Raw genomic sequence first — 15972 nt, forward strand, 5'->3', positions numbered from 1 at the left:
GGACTTGTTGCCGACAGATCCCCACCGGACCCCCAGTTCAGCCCGTCCGTGACCACCAGGTGGCAACGTGTCGCGGCGGCCCCGGACTTGTTGCCGGCAGATCGTCACGAGACGGCGATCCGGCGCGTCCGTGACCATCAGGTGGCAACACGTCCCAGCGGCCCCGGACTTGTTGCGGGCAGATCCCCACCGGACCCCAGTTCGGGCCTTACGTGACCACGAGGTGGCAACAAGTCGCGGGCGGAGCGCTCCGAAGTCAGGAGCCGGCGATGGCCTCGTGGTGGTGGATGACCTCGGCGATCACGAAGTTGAGGAACTTCTCGGCGAACGTCGGGTCGAGCCCGGCCTGGTCGGCGAGGTCGCGCAACCGCGCGATCTGGGCCTCTTCGCGCGCAGGGTCAGCGGGCGGCATACCCTCACGCGCCTTGAGCTCGCCGACCTCCTGGGTGCACTTGAACCGCTCGGCCAGCAGGTGGATCAGGGCGGCGTCGATGTTGTCGATGCTGGCGCGAAGGCGCACGAGATCCTCGGGCGTCGAACGGGAAGTACGGGACCCAGGTCCTGGTGCGGAACCGGGTGTCTGTGCGGGCGAACTCACCCGGCAATCGTAGGCATGCCCGCCGCCACGACGTCGGGCTGTCTCAGATCCTCACGAAGCTGGTCGTTGTCACGTTGCAGCCGTTCGACGAGGAACTCGAGGTCGCGGACGCGGCGGCGCAGTTCGACGGTCTCGAGCATCAGTCGCGGGTCGGACGCCACGCGATAGCCCACCAGGGCCTTGGCCATGTCGACTCCTTCTCCGCAGACGTCGGGGGTCGCGTGCTGCGGGTGCCCGAACCGGGCATCTCTCAGGGTGGCATCCGGATTCCGCAGGGTCAATGCCGCTTCGGTCAGCTCACGTCCATTCTCGTGGTGTCGCATGCGGCAGGACCGCCCGCGGACTCACTTCTCGACGAAGCCCGCGAGCCCGTCGCGCGGCGCCCCCCAGGTCGTCACGCAGGTGTGCACCTCGCCGGGCCGCAGGTGCTGCGACGGTCGCTCCTCGATGAGCTCCACGAGCTCGCGGATGCGCTCCTCGTCACCCTGGGCGACGACCTCGACCCGGCCGTCGCCGGCGTTGCGGGCATGGCCGACCAGACCCAGCTCGAGGGCCCGCGCGCGGGTCCACCAGCGGAAACCGACGCCCTGCACCCGACCGTGAACCCAGATGACCGCCCGGGCGGGACCGTTGTGATCCATGTGCACCACCTCTCGGTTCAGTTGTACAACCGCAGGACCCGTCCTGTCAGCCGCGCCTCAGTCGGGGACGCGGCTGGCAGCGCGGGCAGGAGAACGACGACCGGTTCATGAAGGCCTCGCGCCGGATCAGCGTGCCGCACCGGTCGCAGGGCCGTCCCTCCTGGCCGTAGGCGTGCAGCGACCGGTCGAAGTAGCCGGACGCGCCGTTCACGTTGACGTACAACGCATCGAAGCTCGTGCCGCCCTCCCCCAGCGCGGCCAGCATCACGTCGTGGGCGTGGTCGAGCACCCGCGAAAGGGTCGGCTTGGTCAGCGACGAACACAGCCGCTCACCGTGCACCTGCGCCCGCCAGAGCGCCTCGTCGGCGTAGATGTTGCCGATCCCGGCGACGAGTGTCTGGTCGAGCAGGGCGCGCTTCACCGCGGAGTCGCGGGACTTCATCCGCCGCACGACCGCGACCTGGTCGTAGGCCGCCTCGAACGGGTCGGGCGCGATGTGGGCGATGGTCTCGGGGACGAGGTCGTCCGTGAGCTCGGCCAGCGCCATCCCGCCGAAGGTGCGCTGGTCGACGAACCGCAGCTCGTCACGGCCATCGGCGAAAGTGAATCGCGCGTGCAGGTGCTTCTCCTCCGGGGCATCCGACGCCTCGACGAGCAGCTGCCCGCTCATGCCAAGGTGCGCGATGAGGCCCTGCTGGTGGCCGTCGGGGGCGCGGAGCACCAGCCAGAGGTACTTGCCCCGCCGACGGACCTCTTCGACGTGGTTTCCCGCGAGCCGCGAGGCGAGGTCGAGCGGTCCCGGCAGGTGGCGCCGCGCCACCCGCTGCCCGCGGAACTCGGCAGCCGTGATCGTGCGCCCGACCACGTGGTCGGCGAGACCGCGGCGGACCACCTCGACCTCGGGCAGCTCAGGCATGGGGCAACTCAAGCATGCGGGGCCGACACCCCTGCGGGGTGGCCCTCACGGACGTGGGTATGCCGGGTGCTCGCCTAGGAGGGCGAGCCCGCCACGGCGTCCTCGTCGGCCAGGACCACGGAGTCGGGCAGGTTGTCCGACGAACCGGCGGCCACACCTGCGGCGGCGCGCGCGCTCAGGGCACGCCAGGCCAGCTCGGCAGCGCGCTGCTCGGCTTCCTTCTTCGACCGACCGGTGCCGGTACCCAGCACCTCATCACCCACCACCGCCTGGGCGTGGAAGGTCTTCTCGTGGTCGGGGCCCTCTTCCTCGACGCGGTACTCCGGGACGCCCTGGGCTGTGGACGCGCCGAGTTCCTGGAGGCTGGTCTTCCAGTCCAGGCCGGCGCCGAGGGTGGCGCTGGCAGCCATGAGCGGGTCGAGCAGGTGGTGCACGAGGTTCGCCGCGGCCGCCATGCCGCAGGACAGGTAGACCGTCCCGATGACGGCTTCCATCGTGTCGGCGAGGATCGAGGCCTTGTCGCGTCCCCCGGTGCTCTCCTCGCCGCGACCGAGCATCACGTGGTCACCGAGGCCGAGGGTGCGGGCCACGTCAGCCAGGGCGCGCATGTTGACGACGGCGGCGCGCAGCTTCGCGAGCTGCCCCTCGGGCAGGTCGGGGTGCGTGGCATACAAGGTGTCGGTGACCACGAGCCCGAGAACCGAGTCGCCGAGGAACTCGAGGCGCTCGTTGTTGGGCAGTCCACCGTTCTCGTAGGCGTACGAGCGGTGCGTGAGGGCACGCAGGAGCAGCGACTCGTCGACGGGCCCCCCCACCACCTCGGTGAGGTGCTGGACGAAGCCGTCGACGGGCCGCTGCATCGCGCTGTCCCCCGGGAGGGACGGAGTGGGACTCACGCGCGGTTCAGACTGACTCAGCCCTGGTGCTCGGTGCGCTCGGCCGGCGTGTAGTGACGACCCTTGTAGGTGCCACAGGACGGGCAGGCGATGTGCGGCTGCATGGCAGCCTTGCACTGCGGGCACGTGGTGAGCGTGGTCGCCGTCGCCTTCCAGTTCGCACGACGCGAACGGGTGTTGGAGCGCGACGTCTTCCGCTTCGGGACAGCCACGTCAGTTCCTCTTCTCTTCGGTGTTGCTGTGGGTTTCGACCTGGGCGCTGCCCAGGAGGTCGGTGCTCTCGGGGGACAGCGCGCTCAGCGCGGCCCACCGGGGGTCGAACACATCGTGGTGGTGGTCCGGGTCGTCCGCCAGGCGCGCTCCACACTCGGAGCACAGTCCCGGACAGTCGGCACGGCACACGGGCTGGAACGGCAGTGCAGGCACCACCGTGTCCAGGAGCACGGGTTCGAGGTCGAACAGGTCGCCCTCGAGGGTGTGCTCCTCGGTCTCGTCGTCGTCCGCTCCCACCTCACGGTGGTGGGCCGCGCGATCGGCGTAGGCGAACAGCTCCTGGAAGTTCCCCTCAACCTCGTGGCTGACGGGGTCCAGGCACCGCACGCAGGCGCCGGTCGCCGTGGCGCGGGCCGAGCCGGTGACCAGCACGCCCTCGACGACGGACTCGAGCCGGAGTTCCAGCTCGATCGTGGACCCCTGCGGGACCGCGATGACGTCCGTGCCGAAGTCGGCAGGTGCCTCGATCGTGCGCTGCAGGCGTTCCATCGAACCGGGTCGCCGACCGAGGTCCGTGGTGTCGAAGACCAGCGGCGATCGGGGATTCAGGTGTTCCATGGCTCCAGCAGACGTCGAGTGACTCGGACTTCGCCTCGGGCGAGGACAAGACCGACGCACGAGATTACCGGAGCACGGCCCAGTCCCCCAAATGCGCGGGTATGCCGGGTGGCTGCCGACCCTCGAACCGCCGCCCTCACCGGACCGCACCAAGGGGCTCCGCACGCTCCAGCGCCGCCCCAAGGACAGGTGCCAGGGTGCGGACATAGGTCGCCGTGAGGTGGTCGCCGGCCCGGTGGATGGCGACGTTGCCGATGGCGACGGGACAGCGTTCCACCGGGCAGATCCATTCCGTGAGGTCGACCAGCGGGGTGGCGGAGGCGGTGCTGGCCTCGCGCTGGGCGGGCAACCCGCTCCCCGCCACGGCGCGGTCCCGGGCGAAGGCGCACCGGCTCAGCTCGTGCGCGTGGCGGGCAGTGCAGACGTCCAGGTCGTTGGGCGACACCGGGCTGTCCCCCAGCACGACGACGGGGATCCCGGCGCCACGCAGCGCCGACCAGCGGCCTGCCAGCCCGGCCACCAGCGCGGCACTCGTGGCGTGGGCGCCGTCCCAGGCCGTCGCGGCATACCCGGACGTGAGGACCAGGTCGGGAGGGTCGGCCCGGAGCCGGTCCACGACACGGCGGTTCCACTCGTCGCACGCCGGATAGGGCCTGCCCTCGTTCTGGGCACGGCCGGCGGCAAAGGCGCAGGCCGACTTGCCGTAGGTCACGATCCTCCAGCCCCGGTCCGGAGCCAGCCGTTCGAGGGCCGGCAACCACTGCATCGCCTTGGAGTCCCCGACCAGGGCCACCGTGGTCGCTCCCCCCGACACCCCGAACTCGCAGGTCACCGGGTCCTCGACCAAACGGTCCACCTGGCACCGGTCGACGTCGGCCCTGGGGCGGTCCTCGCCGGCGAGCTGCGGATCGGGGGTCAGCCACTCCCAGTCGTCGACGGCGTAGTTCGCGGGGTCGGTGCTGGGCGGCGAGGTGAGCGTGGCCGCGCCGAGGGTCTCGATGGCCGGTCGGGGGCCCGCAATCGGCGTGGTGCGGAACGGCGACGACGCCTGCGCGAGCGGGAGCGCGGCGAGGGCGCCCACCGCGGACAGCGCGAGTCCCAGGGCGAGCACGGGCCGGGTGCGGGCCGCCAGCGTCCGGCTGTGGTGGATCGGGCTCTCCAGGAACCGGTGACTCAGCCAGGCGGGCACGACGGCGAGGGCGACGGCCAGCGCCTGCTGCGTCGCGCCGAGCCCGTCGAACGTCCACTCGCTCAGGACGAGGACCGGCCAGTGCCAGAGGTAGAGCGAGTAGGACAACCCACCGATCCAGACCATCGGCGCGGTGCCGAGGACGCGGACCGGGCCGGCCAGCGTTCCCGTCCAGCCGGCGTAGAGGACCGCGGCGGCCCCCAGCGTCGGCACCAGGGTCCACCCGCCGGGCGTGACCGCGTCGGCCGGAAGCCAGCAGGCCGAGCCCAGGACCGCGGCGAGGCCCACCCAGCCGATGGCGGCGTCGAGCAGCCCCCTGCCCCATGAGGACGCAGCGGCCGGGCCCTCTCCCGTATGCCGCGCCCGCTCGCCTCTGCCTGCACACCAGACCGCGAGCGCCGCACCGACCCCGAGCTCCCACGCCCGCGTGGTGGTGACGAAGTAGACCCGCGCCGGGTCGACGGCACCCAGCCACACGGCATACGCGAAGGAGGGCACGGCGATGGCGGCGAGCAGGACCCCCACCGCGCCCACGGTTGGGCGCCGACCCAGCCGGCGCAGCACGAGCGCGAGCGCGATCAGCGCGAGCGGCCAGATGACGTAGAAATGCTCCTCGACCGCGAGCGACCAGAAGTGCTGCACCGGTGAGGGGATGCTGTCCGAGGCGAGGTAGTCGACGGCCCGGTGCGAGAACACCCAGTTGACGACGTACAGGGCCGCACCAGCGACATCGGTGCCGATCTCGCGGCGGCGCAGGCCGGGAACCACCGCCAGGGCCACGAGCGCAGTGACGACGAGGACGAGGATCGCCGCGGGCAGCAGCCGACGGATCCGGCGACCCACGAAGCGGGCCCAGTCGATGGTGCCGGTGGCGACCAGCTCGCGGACCAGGAGGCTCGTGATGAGGAAGCCCGAGATGACGAAGAAGACGTCCACCCCGAGGAAGCCGTTCGCCAGCGGGACACCGGCGTGGTAGGCCATCACCAGCAGGACGGCGATGGCTCGCAGCCCCTCGATGTCGGGCCGAAAGCGTTCCGGCCGGGGGGATCTCGCGGTCAGGTCACTGCTCCCGCAGGCGTGCCAGGAGGGCGTCCCGGACGCGGTCGCTGACCAGCCCGGAGACGTCGCCGCCGTAGCGCGCGACCTCCTTGACCAGCGAGCTCGAGATGTGTTCGAGGCTCGGGTCACCGGGGAGGAAGACGGTCTCGACGCCGGTCAGGTGCCGGTTCATCAGGGCCATCGGCAGCTCGTAGGCGAAGTCGGTGCCGCCCCGCAGACCCTTCACGATCGCCGTCGCGTCCAGCTCGCGGCAGACGTCGACGAGCAGCCGGTCGGCGAACAGCTCCACGCGGACGTTTCCGAGGTCGCGGCAGCCGTCGAGGATGAGGTCGCGACGCTCCTCCGGGCTGAAGGTCCCGCGCTTGGCAGGGTTGTGCAGCACCGCGACGACGACCTCGTCGTAGAGCGCTGCGGCGCGCCGGATGACGTCGGCGTGGCCGAGCGTGACGGGGTCGTAGGAGCCGGGGCACACACACCGTCTCGTCGCTGGGCTGGTCACACCGGCACGCTAGCAGCGCACCCGGCTACTCCTTGTCGTCCTCGCCCTCGTCGTCGGCCGGGAGGAGGCCTTCCTTGTGCGCCCGCGCGACGATCTCGCGGACGTTGGTGAGGGTCCCGACCCCGGCCTCGAGGAGGCGGTTGCGTTCGGTCGCCCACTTCACGCCGAGGTCCTGGCGGACCTCCTCCGACACCTCGGTGCGGGCCGGGTTGAGGATCGTCTGCTCCTCCTCGCCGATGTGGTGGTTGAGCGCGGTGGCGAGGTCCTCGACGGCGTCGTCGAACTTCTGGGTGTCGGTGCCCTTGCACTCCAGGAGCGCCAGCAGGGCCTCGTTCCCCTCAGCGTGTTCCTCCTCGCCGTGCTGGGCCTCGTGGGCCGTGATGGCGTCCTTGCGCTTGAGGCTCGCGTAGACCTTCGCCTCTTCCGCCTCACCATGGGCGATGAGGACCGCGGCCAGGGTGGCCCGGGCCGCCTCGCGGTCCGCCGTGGCGTCGCGCAGGTCGCGCAGGAGTGCCTCGAAGAATCGGTGGTCGTCGAGGATCAGCTCGACGACGTCGCCGTTGGTCGGCCGGGGGATCTCGTAGTCCGTCATGTCCATACCCTCTCCCACCTGCGGCGATGTCACACCTCGGGGGTCGCGGCGAGACGACGTCCCACCCACCGGACGCCTGGTTTGAAGTCGGGACGCGGGTTGCGACACGGTGGAGGGGTCCTGACCTCCATAGCCTGACACTGTCGGAAAAGAAGGAGCCACATGCTCACCCTGACCGAGAACGCCAGCACGATCGTCAAGACCCTCGTGGACCAGAACCTCAGCACCGAGGACGCGGGTCTGCGCTTCAGCCAGGAAGGCGTCGACTCCGGCGGCCTGACGGTGACCACCGCCGAGCAGGCCCTGCCTGGTGACGCCGTCGTCGAGCAGGACGGCGCCAAGGTCTACCTCGACGAGACCGCCGCCGTGGCCCTGGGCGACCAGGTGCTCGACGCCGCGGTGGACGAGACCGGGGGTGTGCAGTTCAGCCTGCTGCCCTCCTCCCCTGCGGTCTGACCGACCGCAACGTCACGGAGCCCGACCGCACTGCGCGGTCGGGCTCCGTCGCGTTCGGGCCGGCTCGCATCCCTTGCCGAGCGGCGCTCAGGCCACGACGTCGGGCAGGCGTGGGCCTGCGAACCAGATCTTCGTCTCGCCGTAGCGTCGCTCCCCCTCGCGCTCGAGCTCCTCGGGCCAGGCCGGTTCCGGTGACCTCGCGGACCGTTCGACCACCACCAGCGCCTCGGGATCGAGCCACTCCTGCTCCACCAGGGCGACGAGGTCCGCGGCCAGCTCCTCCTCGCCGAGCTCGTACGGCGGATCGAGGAAGACCAGCGTCTGTGGCTGCGCCGGAGCCGCAGACAGAGCCCGCTGCACGGTGGCGTGCCGCACCGTGATCCCGGGTATGCCGAGTGCTCCCGCGTTCTGACGGGTCACCTTCGCGGCGGCCTTGTCCGACTCCACGAGCAGCACGGTCGCCGCGCCACGGCTGGCCGCTTCGAGACCGAGGGCGCCGGACCCGGCATACAGGTCCACCACCCGCGCACCGACGAGCACCTCGAGGTGCTCGAGACGCGAGAACAGCGCTTCTCGGACGCGGTCGCTCGTCGGTCGGGTGCCCGAGCCTGCCGGGGTGGCCAGCCGCATGCCCCCGGCCCGCCCACTGATGATCCGCGTCACGGCGGCAACGTAGCAGCGCCGCCGGACCCAGGTCCCTCGCTCAGGGCGCGTGCACCGTCGGGTCGTCCCGCAGCACGTCCAGGAGCAGCGTCAGCACGGCGTCGGGCCGCTCCATCGACGGCAGGTGGCCGGCCCAGTCCAGCTCGACCCACTCGGCCCCCGGGATCTGCCTGCCGAGATGAGCGGCAATGGCGCGGAAGTGGTCCAGGTCGTGCGCGCCCGACACCACCAAGGTGTCCACCGCCAGGGCCGTCGGGTCGACCTCGATCCGGCGCGCCGAAGGCGGCGGGTCCTGTTCGTCGGCCGCCAGCTGGACCTCGTAGGCACGGCGTTGCATCGTCGCGACGAGCTCTCGCACCTCGGGCCCCGCCTCCGGTCCCACCCAGGTGTCCACGGTGAGTGCGGCGGCACCCGCGAGGTCGCCCGCCTCGAGCAGCCGTGCCTCCTCGTCGCCATAGGCCTCCAAGGCCGGCGCGTCTGCTTCGGAGGGCTCCAGCCCGCGATAGCCAGGGCAGAGCAGGACCAGCGAGGAGACCCGCGCCGGATGGGCCGTCGCGAGCTCCATCGCCACCCGCCCGCCGTACGAGGACCCGACCACCGCGGCGCTGCCCACCCCCAGCGAGTCGAGCAGCCCGTCGAGGTCGTCGGCGTCTGCGTACTCCTCGCCCGGTTGCGCCGAGTCGCCGAATCCTCGCAGGTCGGGACGGATCACGCGGAAGGTGTGGCGCAGCCCCGGGACCAGGGGGTCCCACATGCGGCGGTCGGCGACTCCCGCATGGAGCAGCAGGACCGCTGGGCCGGAACCTTCGTCGTCATGGGAGAGCAGCACCCTTCGAGACTAGGGCGAACTCGCATGTGAGCGCCCCTGCAATTTCGGTCAACCCTCGCGTCATCCCCGCTCGAGGAAGGCTGCCTGCTCCTCGTCGAGGCGTTCGCCGACCGCCACGCTGAGCTCGGGGTGGGCCGTGAGGTCGAGGTCGGAGGCCACGAGCTCGGCAGCGTCCTCACGGGCCTGCAGGATGAGCTCTTCGTCGCGCACGAGGGACAGGAACCGGAAGCTGCCCCTTCCCATCCCCCTGGTGGACCGGCCACCACCGCTCTGTCGTCCACTGAGCACGTCACCGGTCCCGCGCAGCTCGAGGTCGAGCTGGGCGAGGGCGAACCCGTCGGTGGTGGCGGCGACTGCCTCGAGTCGTTCGCGGGCTCCCCCGTCGGCCTCGGCACCGGTCATGAGCAGGCACAGGCCGGGGTGTCCCCCACGACCCACGCGTCCACGGAGCTGGTGGAGCTGGGAGACCCCGAACCGGTCTGCGTCCATCACGACCATCACGGTCGCGTTCGCGACGTCGACGCCTACCTCGATGACGGTGGTCGAGACGAGGACTCCGGTCTCTCCGCGGGTGAAGCGCGCCATCGCGGCGTCCTTGTCCTCGGGGGTCATCCGGCCGTGCAGGACGTCGACGGTGATGCCGTGGAGCGCAGGGTCGGACCGCAGCTGCTCGACGACCGCGAGGACGCTGGCCCAGACGCGTGGCGCCGTCGACTCCGCGGGCTCCCCTTCGTCGAGCTCGGCATCCTCGGCCGTCGGGCGCGCGTCGGGAACCTCCTCGTCGGAGACGCCGCTGGAGTCCTCGGTGTCCACGATCCTCGGGCACACGACGTACGCCTGGCGGCCGGTCCGGACCTCCTCGGCGATGCGTTCCCAGGTGCGCTCGACCCATCGGGGGTTGTCGGTCGGGACGACGTGCGTCGTGATGGGGGCGCGACCTCGCGGCAGCTCGGTGAGCGTCGAGGTCTCCATGTCGCCGAACACCGTCATCGTCACGGTCCGTGGGATCGGGGTGGCCGTCATCACGAGCACATGGGGCGGTTGCCTTGCCTTGTCCCGCATGGCATCTCGCTGCTCGACCCCGAAGCGGTGCTGCTCGTCGACGACGACGAGGGCGAGGTCGAAGAACTGGACGTGCTCCTGGATCAGGGCATGTGTGCCGATCACGATGCCGGCGTCGCCGCTCGCCAGGTCGAGCAGCGACTTCTTCCGGGCGGCCGCCGACTGACTGCCGGTGAGCAGTGCGACCTGCGTCCCGATCTCGCTGCCTCCGAGCATTCCGCGCTCGGCAAGCTCCCCGAGCATCGCTGTGATCGAGCGATGGTGTTGTGCCGCAAGGACTTCCGTGGGGGCAAGCAGTGCAGCCTGACCACCTGCGTCGACGGCCGCCAGCATGGCCCGCAGCGCGATGACCGTCTTCCCGGAGCCGACCTCACCTTGCAGCAGGCGGTTCATGGGGGTGTCGCCGGACATCTCGCGGGCGAGGGTCGCCCCGATCTCCCGCTGACCCTCCGTCAGCTCGAACGGCAGCCGGGCGTCGAACGCGTCGAGCAGCCCACCCACGAGGGGCGTCCGCGCGACCGCGGTGTGCTGGAGGGCTGCCCGGGCACGACGCTGCGCCAGCAACGTCTGCAGGACCAGGGCCTCCTCGTAGCGCATCCGCTGACGGGCGCGATAGACCTCCGGCATCTCCCTCGGGACGTGGATGCCGCGAAGAGCTTCCAGCCGACCGGGCAGGCCGCGCCGCTGTCGCAGGTCGGCGGGGACCGGATCCGGCAGCGCGTCGAGCTGGTCAAGCGTCAGGCGCACGCACTCGGCAACGGCCCAGTTCTGCATGCCTTTGACCTGGAGGTAGACCGGGATCGGCCCACGGTCGGTGGCGGCATCGCCGAGTCCGCCGTGCATGAGCTGGTATGCCGGGTGCGCCAGCTGCCATCTCCCGCGGTACTTCCCGACGGTGCCGGCGAACAAGGCCGTCGTGCCGGGCACCAGGGAGTCCTTGTGCCCCCACGCCTTGAAGAAGACCAGGTCCACCTCGTGTGCGCCATCGGTGATGGTGACGGTGAGCATCTCGCCACGGCGGTTCTTCATCGACCGGGTCGCTGCGGTCTTGACGGTGGCCACCGCCACGACGTACATCCCGACGTGCAGCATGCCGAGGTCAGCGCTGTGTTCGAGGTAGCGCCGCGGCCAGAACTCCAGCAGGTCCCCCACGACCTTGATCCCTCGGTGCTTCGCCAGCTTGGGCGCGGCCGTGGAGACGATCTGTGAGAGCTTGGTGGACTGCGTGACCACACCGACCACGCCTACTCGACTCCGAGCAACAAGGGGTAGTGCGGCTGGCCGCCGTCGATCAGGCTGACCTCGACGTCCCGGTGCCCGCGCTCGWTGCGGGCGCCGAGCGACTCGGTGAGTCCGGGTGGCGCGTCGGCGCCACCGATCACGGTGACGATCTCGCCGCCACTGCTCAGCAGCCTGGCCACCACGTCGATGGCGACCTCCTCGAGGTCGGCGCCCACGATGACGACATCTCCCGCGACAGCACCCAGGACGTCTCCGGGCTCGCACGGGCCCGCGCTGGTCAGGGCCTGCTTGCTCGCCACAGCCACCGCGCCATGGCGGGTCGCAGCCGCCGCGTGGCTCATCTGGGCGGCGTTGCGTGAACCGCTCGCGGTCGGGTCGAAGACCGCCAGCGCCGCCAGGCCCTGGACAGCTGTCCGCGAGCGCACGACGTGCAGCATGATCCCGTCCTGCTCGGCCGCACTCGCCGCGGCCTCGGCCGCCATGACGGTGTCGCCGTCGTTGGGCAGCACGATCACCTCGAGCGCATGCACCGAGCGGGCCGCGTCGAGCAGCTGTCCTGCTGACGCACGCCGGCCCGGCCCGCTCTCGACGACCTTGGCCCCCGCCTGCCCGAGCACCGCCGCCAGCCCCGGACCCGCCGCACAGGCGACGACGGCAACACCGGCCGCGGGGTGGGCACCGCCGACCTGGTCCGCCCGGTCACCCTGACCTGCACGATCACCGTGGGTGGCACGATCACCCTGAGAGGCAAAGTGAGTCACCCGGACGCGGTAGGGACGCCCTGCCTCGATCCCCGCCTCCACAGCGGCTCCGACGTCGTCGACGTGCACGTGGACGTTCCACAGGTCGGGACCGCCGACGACGAGCAGCGAGTCACCGAGCGCGTCCAAGGTGTCGCGCAGCACCGCCGCCCGCTCCTCGTCGCTGTCGCGCAGCAGGTACATGACCTCGTAGGCCGGCCCGCCGGGGACGAGGTCGCCCTCGCCCGTGGGCGAGCCGCCAGAGGCGCCCATCGGCGCGACCACGCCGCCGGCCTGGCTCCAGTCCTCTCGGCGGTGCATGGTGTCGTCGGCGAAGACCTCCATCCGCTCTCCGACGTGGGTTCCGTCCTGGTGCACGACCCGCGCGAGAGCCTCGAGGAGCAGGAGGTAGCCCGCGGCTCCTGCATCGACGACGCCCGCGCGCTCCAGGGCGGGCAGCTGGGCGGTCGTGGCCTTCAGGGCCTCGGTGGCAGCGTCGAGGGCGTCCTCCGCCACGGCGACCAGCCCACGGTCGACGGCGGCCGCACCCGCGCTTGCTGCCGCCCGAGCGACGGTGAGGATGGTCCCCTCGGCCGGCCTGGTCACACTCGCGTAGGCACGCTGGCTGGCGCGCTCCAGTCCATCCGCAATCGTCCCGGCATCGGCGAGGTCCTTGCCGCTCTCCGCGATGGCCTCGGCGAAACCGCGGACCAGCTGGCTGAGGATCACGCCGGAGTTGCCACGGGCCGTCAGCAGCAGGGAGCGCGCCATGGCGCTGCACTCCTGCTCGAGCGAGGCGGCACCGAGGATGCCGGCCCTCTCGTGCTCGGTGCGGACCGAGTCGAGCGCCGCGTCGAGGCTGAGGTAGAGATTGGTGCCCGTGTCACCGTCGGGGACGGGAAAGACGTTGAGCGCGTCGATCTCGGCCCGTCGCGCGGCGAAGGCGGCGCGCGTGAGCACGGCCCATCGCCTCGCGTCCACGGCACTGAGGGCTTCGAGCACGGTGGCAGGCTAGTCGCAGACGCCCTCGTCAGCCCCGTTTTGGCCGTTGCGCCACACCTCGGCTACGCTTGACCGGTTCCCATGGACCTCTGCGTCGCTGGCCTGTGCCCGCGCGAGGAGACACCGGGAGCGCCCCATTTCTTGTACCAATCGATTTCAGGAGAACACCCGTGGCTGCCAACTGCGACGTCTGCGGCAAGGGACCGGGCTTCGGTCACAACATTTCGCACTCGCACCGCCGCACCAAGCGTCGCTGGAACCCCAACATCCAGCGCGTCAAGGCCCTGGTGGGCGACGCGGGCGTGACCCCGAAGCGTCTCAATGTCTGCACCTCGTGCCTCAAGGCCGGCAAGGTCAAGCGCTGACCCTGCCCCTGCGGCATACCGAAACGAGCCGATCTCCCCACCGGGAGGTCGGCTCCTTTCATGCCTGTCCCTGAAGTGTCTGATTTCATGCTTCAACCCCTGAAGTGATCCCAGCCGCGCGGCTGCTGCACCACGCCGTCGAGCGTGACGCCCTCGCCCGCCTCGACCACGCCGATGGTGCGCCAGCCGTCCGGGACGCCCACGGGAAAGGTTGCCAGGAGGCTGTGCTCCTCGCCGCCCGCGAGCACGCACTCCCAGGCAGCGTCACCGACGGCCTGCTCGACGGCGGCGAGGTCGTCGTGCAGCGCCGCCGGGGACAGAGCGAGGCGCGCTCCGCTGGCCTGGGCGATGCGGTGTCCGTCGCGCAGCAAGCCGTCGGACAGGTCGATCATGGCGCTCGCGCCGGCTTCGGCCGCCTGCCTCCCGGCGATCACGTGGACCCTGGGTCGCAGGTGGTGAGCCAGGCAGGCCGCGGGTATGCCGGCCGCAGCCGCTCGGGGGTCGGCGCCCCCCTCGAGCATGGCCAGGCCGGCGGCGGAGCGGCCCAGGGTGCCGTGGACCGCGACGACATGGCCCGGCCGAGCACCGCTGCGCAGCACCGGTTCGCGGCCGTCCAGGTCACCGAGCGCCGTCACCGACACCATGAGCACGCCGGCCGGCGCCGATGACAGGTCGCCACCGGCGACGACGACCCCCAGCGCGGCCGCATCTTCCCCGAGGGTGCGCGCGAACTCGACCACCCAGTCCAGCGGGGTCGCCGGGTCGGCGACGAGCGACACCAGGATCGCGGTGGACCGCGCGCCCATGGCCGCGACGTCGGCGAGGTTCTGGGTGAGCAGCTTGGTTGCGACGTCAGCCGCCGTCGACCACTCGTCGAGCCAGTCGCGGCCGCGGACCATCGAGTCCGTGGTCGCCACGGTGGTCGAACCGGTGCGAAGGACCGCGGCGTCGTCACCGGGGCCGACCGCCAATGACGGACCAGCCTCGAAGAACGGGAAGATCCGCTGAAGCAGGTCCGACTCGGACACCTCCGCCAGCGTCAGCGCGGCCGTGACCATGACTTGACCTCCTCGTGACGGCCCGGGGGAGACGGGCGGGACACGGGCACGGTAGCGTCTGCCGTGGCCGAGGTGCGCCCCCGGCCATGCGGTTCTCCGGGGTCGTGGAAACAGGCTCTGTCTCAAGAGCAGGCTGTGCACAAGGAAACAGGCTCAACCTGTTGTCAACAGAAAGTGTGAGGTGTCTCGTGGTGGTCCAGGCTTACATCCTGATCCAGACCGAAGTCGGCAAGGCGGCGTCCGTTGCCGAGGCCATTGCCGCAATTTCCGGTGTAGTCCTCGCCGAGGACGTGACCGGGCCCTACGACGTGATCGCCCGTGTCGAGGCCAACACCGTTGACGAGCTGGGCAAGCTGGTCATCGCCAAGATCCAGGACGTGCCGGGCATCACCCGCACCCTGACCTGCACCGTCGTCCACGTCTGAGCGTCCCACCGACCTCTGTGTGCCCCGGCGCCCGCCACGCGGCCGCGCGCCCACTGCGCACCACGACCACCGGCCTCCTCGTCCTCGGGGTGGCCGGTGGTCTGCTGTCAGGGTGTTCCGACTCGGTCGAGGTCATCCCTCCCCCGCACGACGCAGCCTGTGAGTCCGCCACCGCGTTGTGGCCGGCGAAGGTGGCGGGCAAGGAACCCCGGACAGTGGACAGTGGGCAGCGCACCACGGGCCCCGCAGGCAGGGATGCCAGGGCGTGGGGCGACCCCGCCGTCATCGCGTCGTGCGGCTGGCCGGCGCTCGGCGCCACCGACAAGGAGTGCCTTGACGTCGACGGCGTCTACTGGGTCGTCGAGCGGCTCGGGGACGGCGTGAAGTTCACGTCCTTCGGACGCGCGCCGGCGATCGAGGTGCTCGTGCCGGACTCCTACAAACCCGAGCCCCTGCTGCTCCCTGCCTTCGGACCAGCTGCCAAGGCGCTGCCCACCAACGGCCGCTCCTGCAGGTGACGGCCGGGGTGGGTCAGACACGTCCGACACCGTTGGTTGTCAGCGACTGGACACGACTGACCAGCTCGCGCCCCCGAAACGGCTTGACCATGTAGTCATCGGCTCCTGCGGTGAAGGCTTGGTCGATGTCGGCCTCCTGGGCTCGAGACGTCAGGAGCAGGACGGGGATGTTCTTCGCCCGAGGGTCCGCACGCAGAGCCCGGCAGACCTCGACCCCGCTCAGCCCGGGCATCATCCAGTCCAGGATCACCAGGTCGGGTTGCTGCGTCAGGGCAGTGGCCAGTCCCGCGTCACCGTTGCCCTCGGCGAGCACGTCGTAGCCGGCGCGACTCAGCAAGCTGATGACGAGATCCTGGATGTCGACATCGTCTTCCACAACGAGAACCTTCAT

General features: G+C 71.0%; 20 protein-coding genes. 4 read left to right on the forward strand and 16 right to left on the reverse strand.

What is annotated here, in order from left to right; translation table 11 throughout:
* Nucleotides 1–256: 256 nt before the first annotated feature.
* The 10 genes from AC1DWP_RS16070 to AC1DWP_RS16115 all read right to left on the reverse strand — a co-directional run bounded on the left by AC1DWP_RS16070 (nt 257) and on the right by AC1DWP_RS16115 (nt 7221).
* The gene (locus AC1DWP_RS16070; RefSeq protein WP_477615492.1) at nt 257–598 is read right to left on the reverse strand and encodes a chorismate mutase; all 342 of its coding nucleotides are present in this window, start codon (nt 596–598) and stop codon (nt 257–259) included.
* Nucleotides 595–786: a hypothetical protein gene (locus AC1DWP_RS16075; RefSeq protein ID WP_179420502.1), complete on the reverse strand. Its 192-nt coding sequence runs from the start codon at nt 784–786 to the stop codon at nt 595–597. Before AC1DWP_RS16075 ends, AC1DWP_RS16070 begins: the two co-directional genes overlap by 4 nt.
* A gap of 156 nt (nt 787–942) precedes the next feature.
* Nucleotides 943–1239 (reverse strand): acylphosphatase, encoded by a 297-nt coding sequence (locus AC1DWP_RS16080; RefSeq protein WP_477615493.1) that lies wholly within the window; start codon nt 1237–1239, stop codon nt 943–945.
* Between the two features lie 46 nt (nt 1240–1285).
* Entirely contained in the window at nt 1286–2155 is an 870-nt protein-coding gene (gene mutM, locus AC1DWP_RS16085; RefSeq protein ID WP_477615494.1) for a bifunctional DNA-formamidopyrimidine glycosylase/DNA-(apurinic or apyrimidinic site) lyase, read from the reverse strand.
* Nucleotides 2156–2229: 74 nt separating this feature from the next.
* Nucleotides 2230–3015 carry a ribonuclease III gene (gene rnc, locus AC1DWP_RS16090; protein WP_477615611.1) on the reverse strand — a complete coding sequence of 262 codons (786 nt, stop codon included), beginning with the start codon at nt 3013–3015 and terminating at the stop codon, nt 2230–2232.
* Nucleotides 3016–3068: 53 nt separating this feature from the next.
* Nucleotides 3069–3263 (reverse strand): 50S ribosomal protein L32, encoded by a 195-nt coding sequence (gene rpmF / locus AC1DWP_RS16095; RefSeq protein WP_056922518.1) that lies wholly within the window; start codon nt 3261–3263, stop codon nt 3069–3071.
* A 1-nt stretch (nt 3264) separates the two neighbouring features.
* Complete coding sequence (locus AC1DWP_RS16100) at nt 3265–3882, reverse strand: YceD family protein (RefSeq protein ID WP_477615495.1); 618 nt, start codon at nt 3880–3882, stop codon at nt 3265–3267.
* Between the two features lie 136 nt (nt 3883–4018).
* Nucleotides 4019–6130 carry an acyltransferase family protein gene (locus tag AC1DWP_RS16105; RefSeq protein WP_477615612.1) on the reverse strand — a complete coding sequence of 704 codons (2112 nt, stop codon included), beginning with the start codon at nt 6128–6130 and terminating at the stop codon, nt 4019–4021.
* Nucleotide 6131: 1 nt separating this feature from the next.
* Nucleotides 6132–6629 carry a pantetheine-phosphate adenylyltransferase gene (gene coaD, locus AC1DWP_RS16110; protein ID WP_477615496.1) on the reverse strand — a complete coding sequence of 166 codons (498 nt, stop codon included), beginning with the start codon at nt 6627–6629 and terminating at the stop codon, nt 6132–6134.
* Between the two features lie 25 nt (nt 6630–6654).
* Nucleotides 6655–7221 carry a hemerythrin domain-containing protein gene (locus tag AC1DWP_RS16115; protein ID WP_477615497.1) on the reverse strand — a complete coding sequence of 189 codons (567 nt, stop codon included), beginning with the start codon at nt 7219–7221 and terminating at the stop codon, nt 6655–6657.
* Nucleotides 7222–7383: 162 nt separating this feature from the next.
* On the opposite strand from AC1DWP_RS16115, the gene AC1DWP_RS16120 reads away from it, so the two are divergent.
* Nucleotides 7384–7677, forward strand: coding sequence for a hypothetical protein (locus tag AC1DWP_RS16120; RefSeq protein WP_477615498.1), 294 nt, complete (start codon nt 7384–7386; stop codon nt 7675–7677).
* An 87-nt stretch (nt 7678–7764) separates the two neighbouring features.
* Here the strand turns inward: AC1DWP_RS16120 and rsmD are convergent, their stop codons facing one another.
* The 4 genes from rsmD to AC1DWP_RS16140 are packed head-to-tail and all read right to left on the reverse strand — an operon-like array spanning nt 7765 to nt 13215.
* Nucleotides 7765–8340, reverse strand: coding sequence for a 16S rRNA (guanine(966)-N(2))-methyltransferase RsmD (gene rsmD, locus AC1DWP_RS16125; protein WP_477615499.1), 576 nt, complete (start codon nt 8338–8340; stop codon nt 7765–7767).
* Between the two features lie 40 nt (nt 8341–8380).
* A complete protein-coding gene (locus AC1DWP_RS16130) occupies nt 8381–9169 on the reverse strand; it encodes an alpha/beta fold hydrolase (RefSeq protein WP_477615500.1) in 789 nt (262 codons plus the stop codon).
* 60 nt (nt 9170–9229) lie between these two features.
* Nucleotides 9230–11464: an ATP-dependent DNA helicase RecG gene (locus AC1DWP_RS16135; protein ID WP_477615501.1), complete on the reverse strand. Its 2235-nt coding sequence runs from the start codon at nt 11462–11464 to the stop codon at nt 9230–9232.
* 11 nt (nt 11465–11475) lie between these two features.
* Nucleotides 11476–13215 (reverse strand): DAK2 domain-containing protein, encoded by a 1740-nt coding sequence (locus tag AC1DWP_RS16140; protein ID WP_477615502.1) that lies wholly within the window; start codon nt 13213–13215, stop codon nt 11476–11478.
* Nucleotides 13216–13385: 170 nt separating this feature from the next.
* On the opposite strand from AC1DWP_RS16140, the gene rpmB reads away from it, so the two are divergent.
* Nucleotides 13386–13580: a 50S ribosomal protein L28 gene (gene rpmB / locus AC1DWP_RS16145; RefSeq protein WP_056922510.1), complete on the forward strand. Its 195-nt coding sequence runs from the start codon at nt 13386–13388 to the stop codon at nt 13578–13580.
* A gap of 92 nt (nt 13581–13672) precedes the next feature.
* Here rpmB and thiL read toward each other — a convergent pair whose 3' ends face one another.
* Nucleotides 13673–14638, reverse strand: a complete 966-nt coding sequence (gene thiL, locus AC1DWP_RS16150) for a thiamine-phosphate kinase (RefSeq protein ID WP_477615503.1) — start codon at nt 14636–14638, stop codon at nt 13673–13675.
* 191 nt (nt 14639–14829) lie between these two features.
* On the opposite strand from thiL, the gene AC1DWP_RS16155 reads away from it, so the two are divergent.
* Nucleotides 14830–15063 carry an Lrp/AsnC ligand binding domain-containing protein gene (locus AC1DWP_RS16155; RefSeq protein WP_140741828.1) on the forward strand — a complete coding sequence of 78 codons (234 nt, stop codon included), beginning with the start codon at nt 14830–14832 and terminating at the stop codon, nt 15061–15063.
* 17 nt (nt 15064–15080) lie between these two features.
* Nucleotides 15081–15581, forward strand: coding sequence for a hypothetical protein (locus AC1DWP_RS16160; RefSeq protein ID WP_477615504.1), 501 nt, complete (start codon nt 15081–15083; stop codon nt 15579–15581).
* Between the two features lie 13 nt (nt 15582–15594).
* Here the strand turns inward: AC1DWP_RS16160 and AC1DWP_RS16165 are convergent, their stop codons facing one another.
* Nucleotides 15595–15972: a response regulator transcription factor gene (locus AC1DWP_RS16165; protein ID WP_477615505.1), complete on the reverse strand. Its 378-nt coding sequence runs from the start codon at nt 15970–15972 to the stop codon at nt 15595–15597.

This window comes from Pedococcus sp. P2_F6, from assembly GCF_056403675.1.

Coding starts and splice junctions, on each gene's coding strand:
- AC1DWP_RS16100 (WP_477615495.1), bottom strand. CDS start 3,882: ATGGAACACCTGAATCCCCGATCGCCGCTGGTCTTCGACACCACGGAC.
- mutM (WP_477615494.1), bottom strand. CDS start 2,155: ATGCCTGAGCTGCCCGAGGTCGAGGTGGTCCGCCGCGGTCTCGCCGAC.
- rnc (WP_477615611.1), bottom strand. CDS start 3,015: ATGCAGCGGCCCGTCGACGGCTTCGTCCAGCACCTCACCGAGGTGGTG.
- AC1DWP_RS16075 (WP_179420502.1), bottom strand. CDS start 786: ATGGCCAAGGCCCTGGTGGGCTATCGCGTGGCGTCCGACCCGCGACTG.
- AC1DWP_RS16165 (WP_477615505.1), bottom strand. CDS start 15,972: ATGAAGGTTCTCGTTGTGGAAGACGATGTCGACATCCAGGATCTCGTC.
- AC1DWP_RS16115 (WP_477615497.1), bottom strand. CDS start 7,221: ATGACGGACTACGAGATCCCCCGGCCGACCAACGGCGACGTCGTCGAG.
- AC1DWP_RS16120 (WP_477615498.1), top strand. CDS start 7,384: ATGCTCACCCTGACCGAGAACGCCAGCACGATCGTCAAGACCCTCGTG.
- thiL (WP_477615503.1), bottom strand. CDS start 14,638: ATGGTCACGGCCGCGCTGACGCTGGCGGAGGTGTCCGAGTCGGACCTG.
- AC1DWP_RS16080 (WP_477615493.1), bottom strand. CDS start 1,239: ATGGATCACAACGGTCCCGCCCGGGCGGTCATCTGGGTTCACGGTCGG.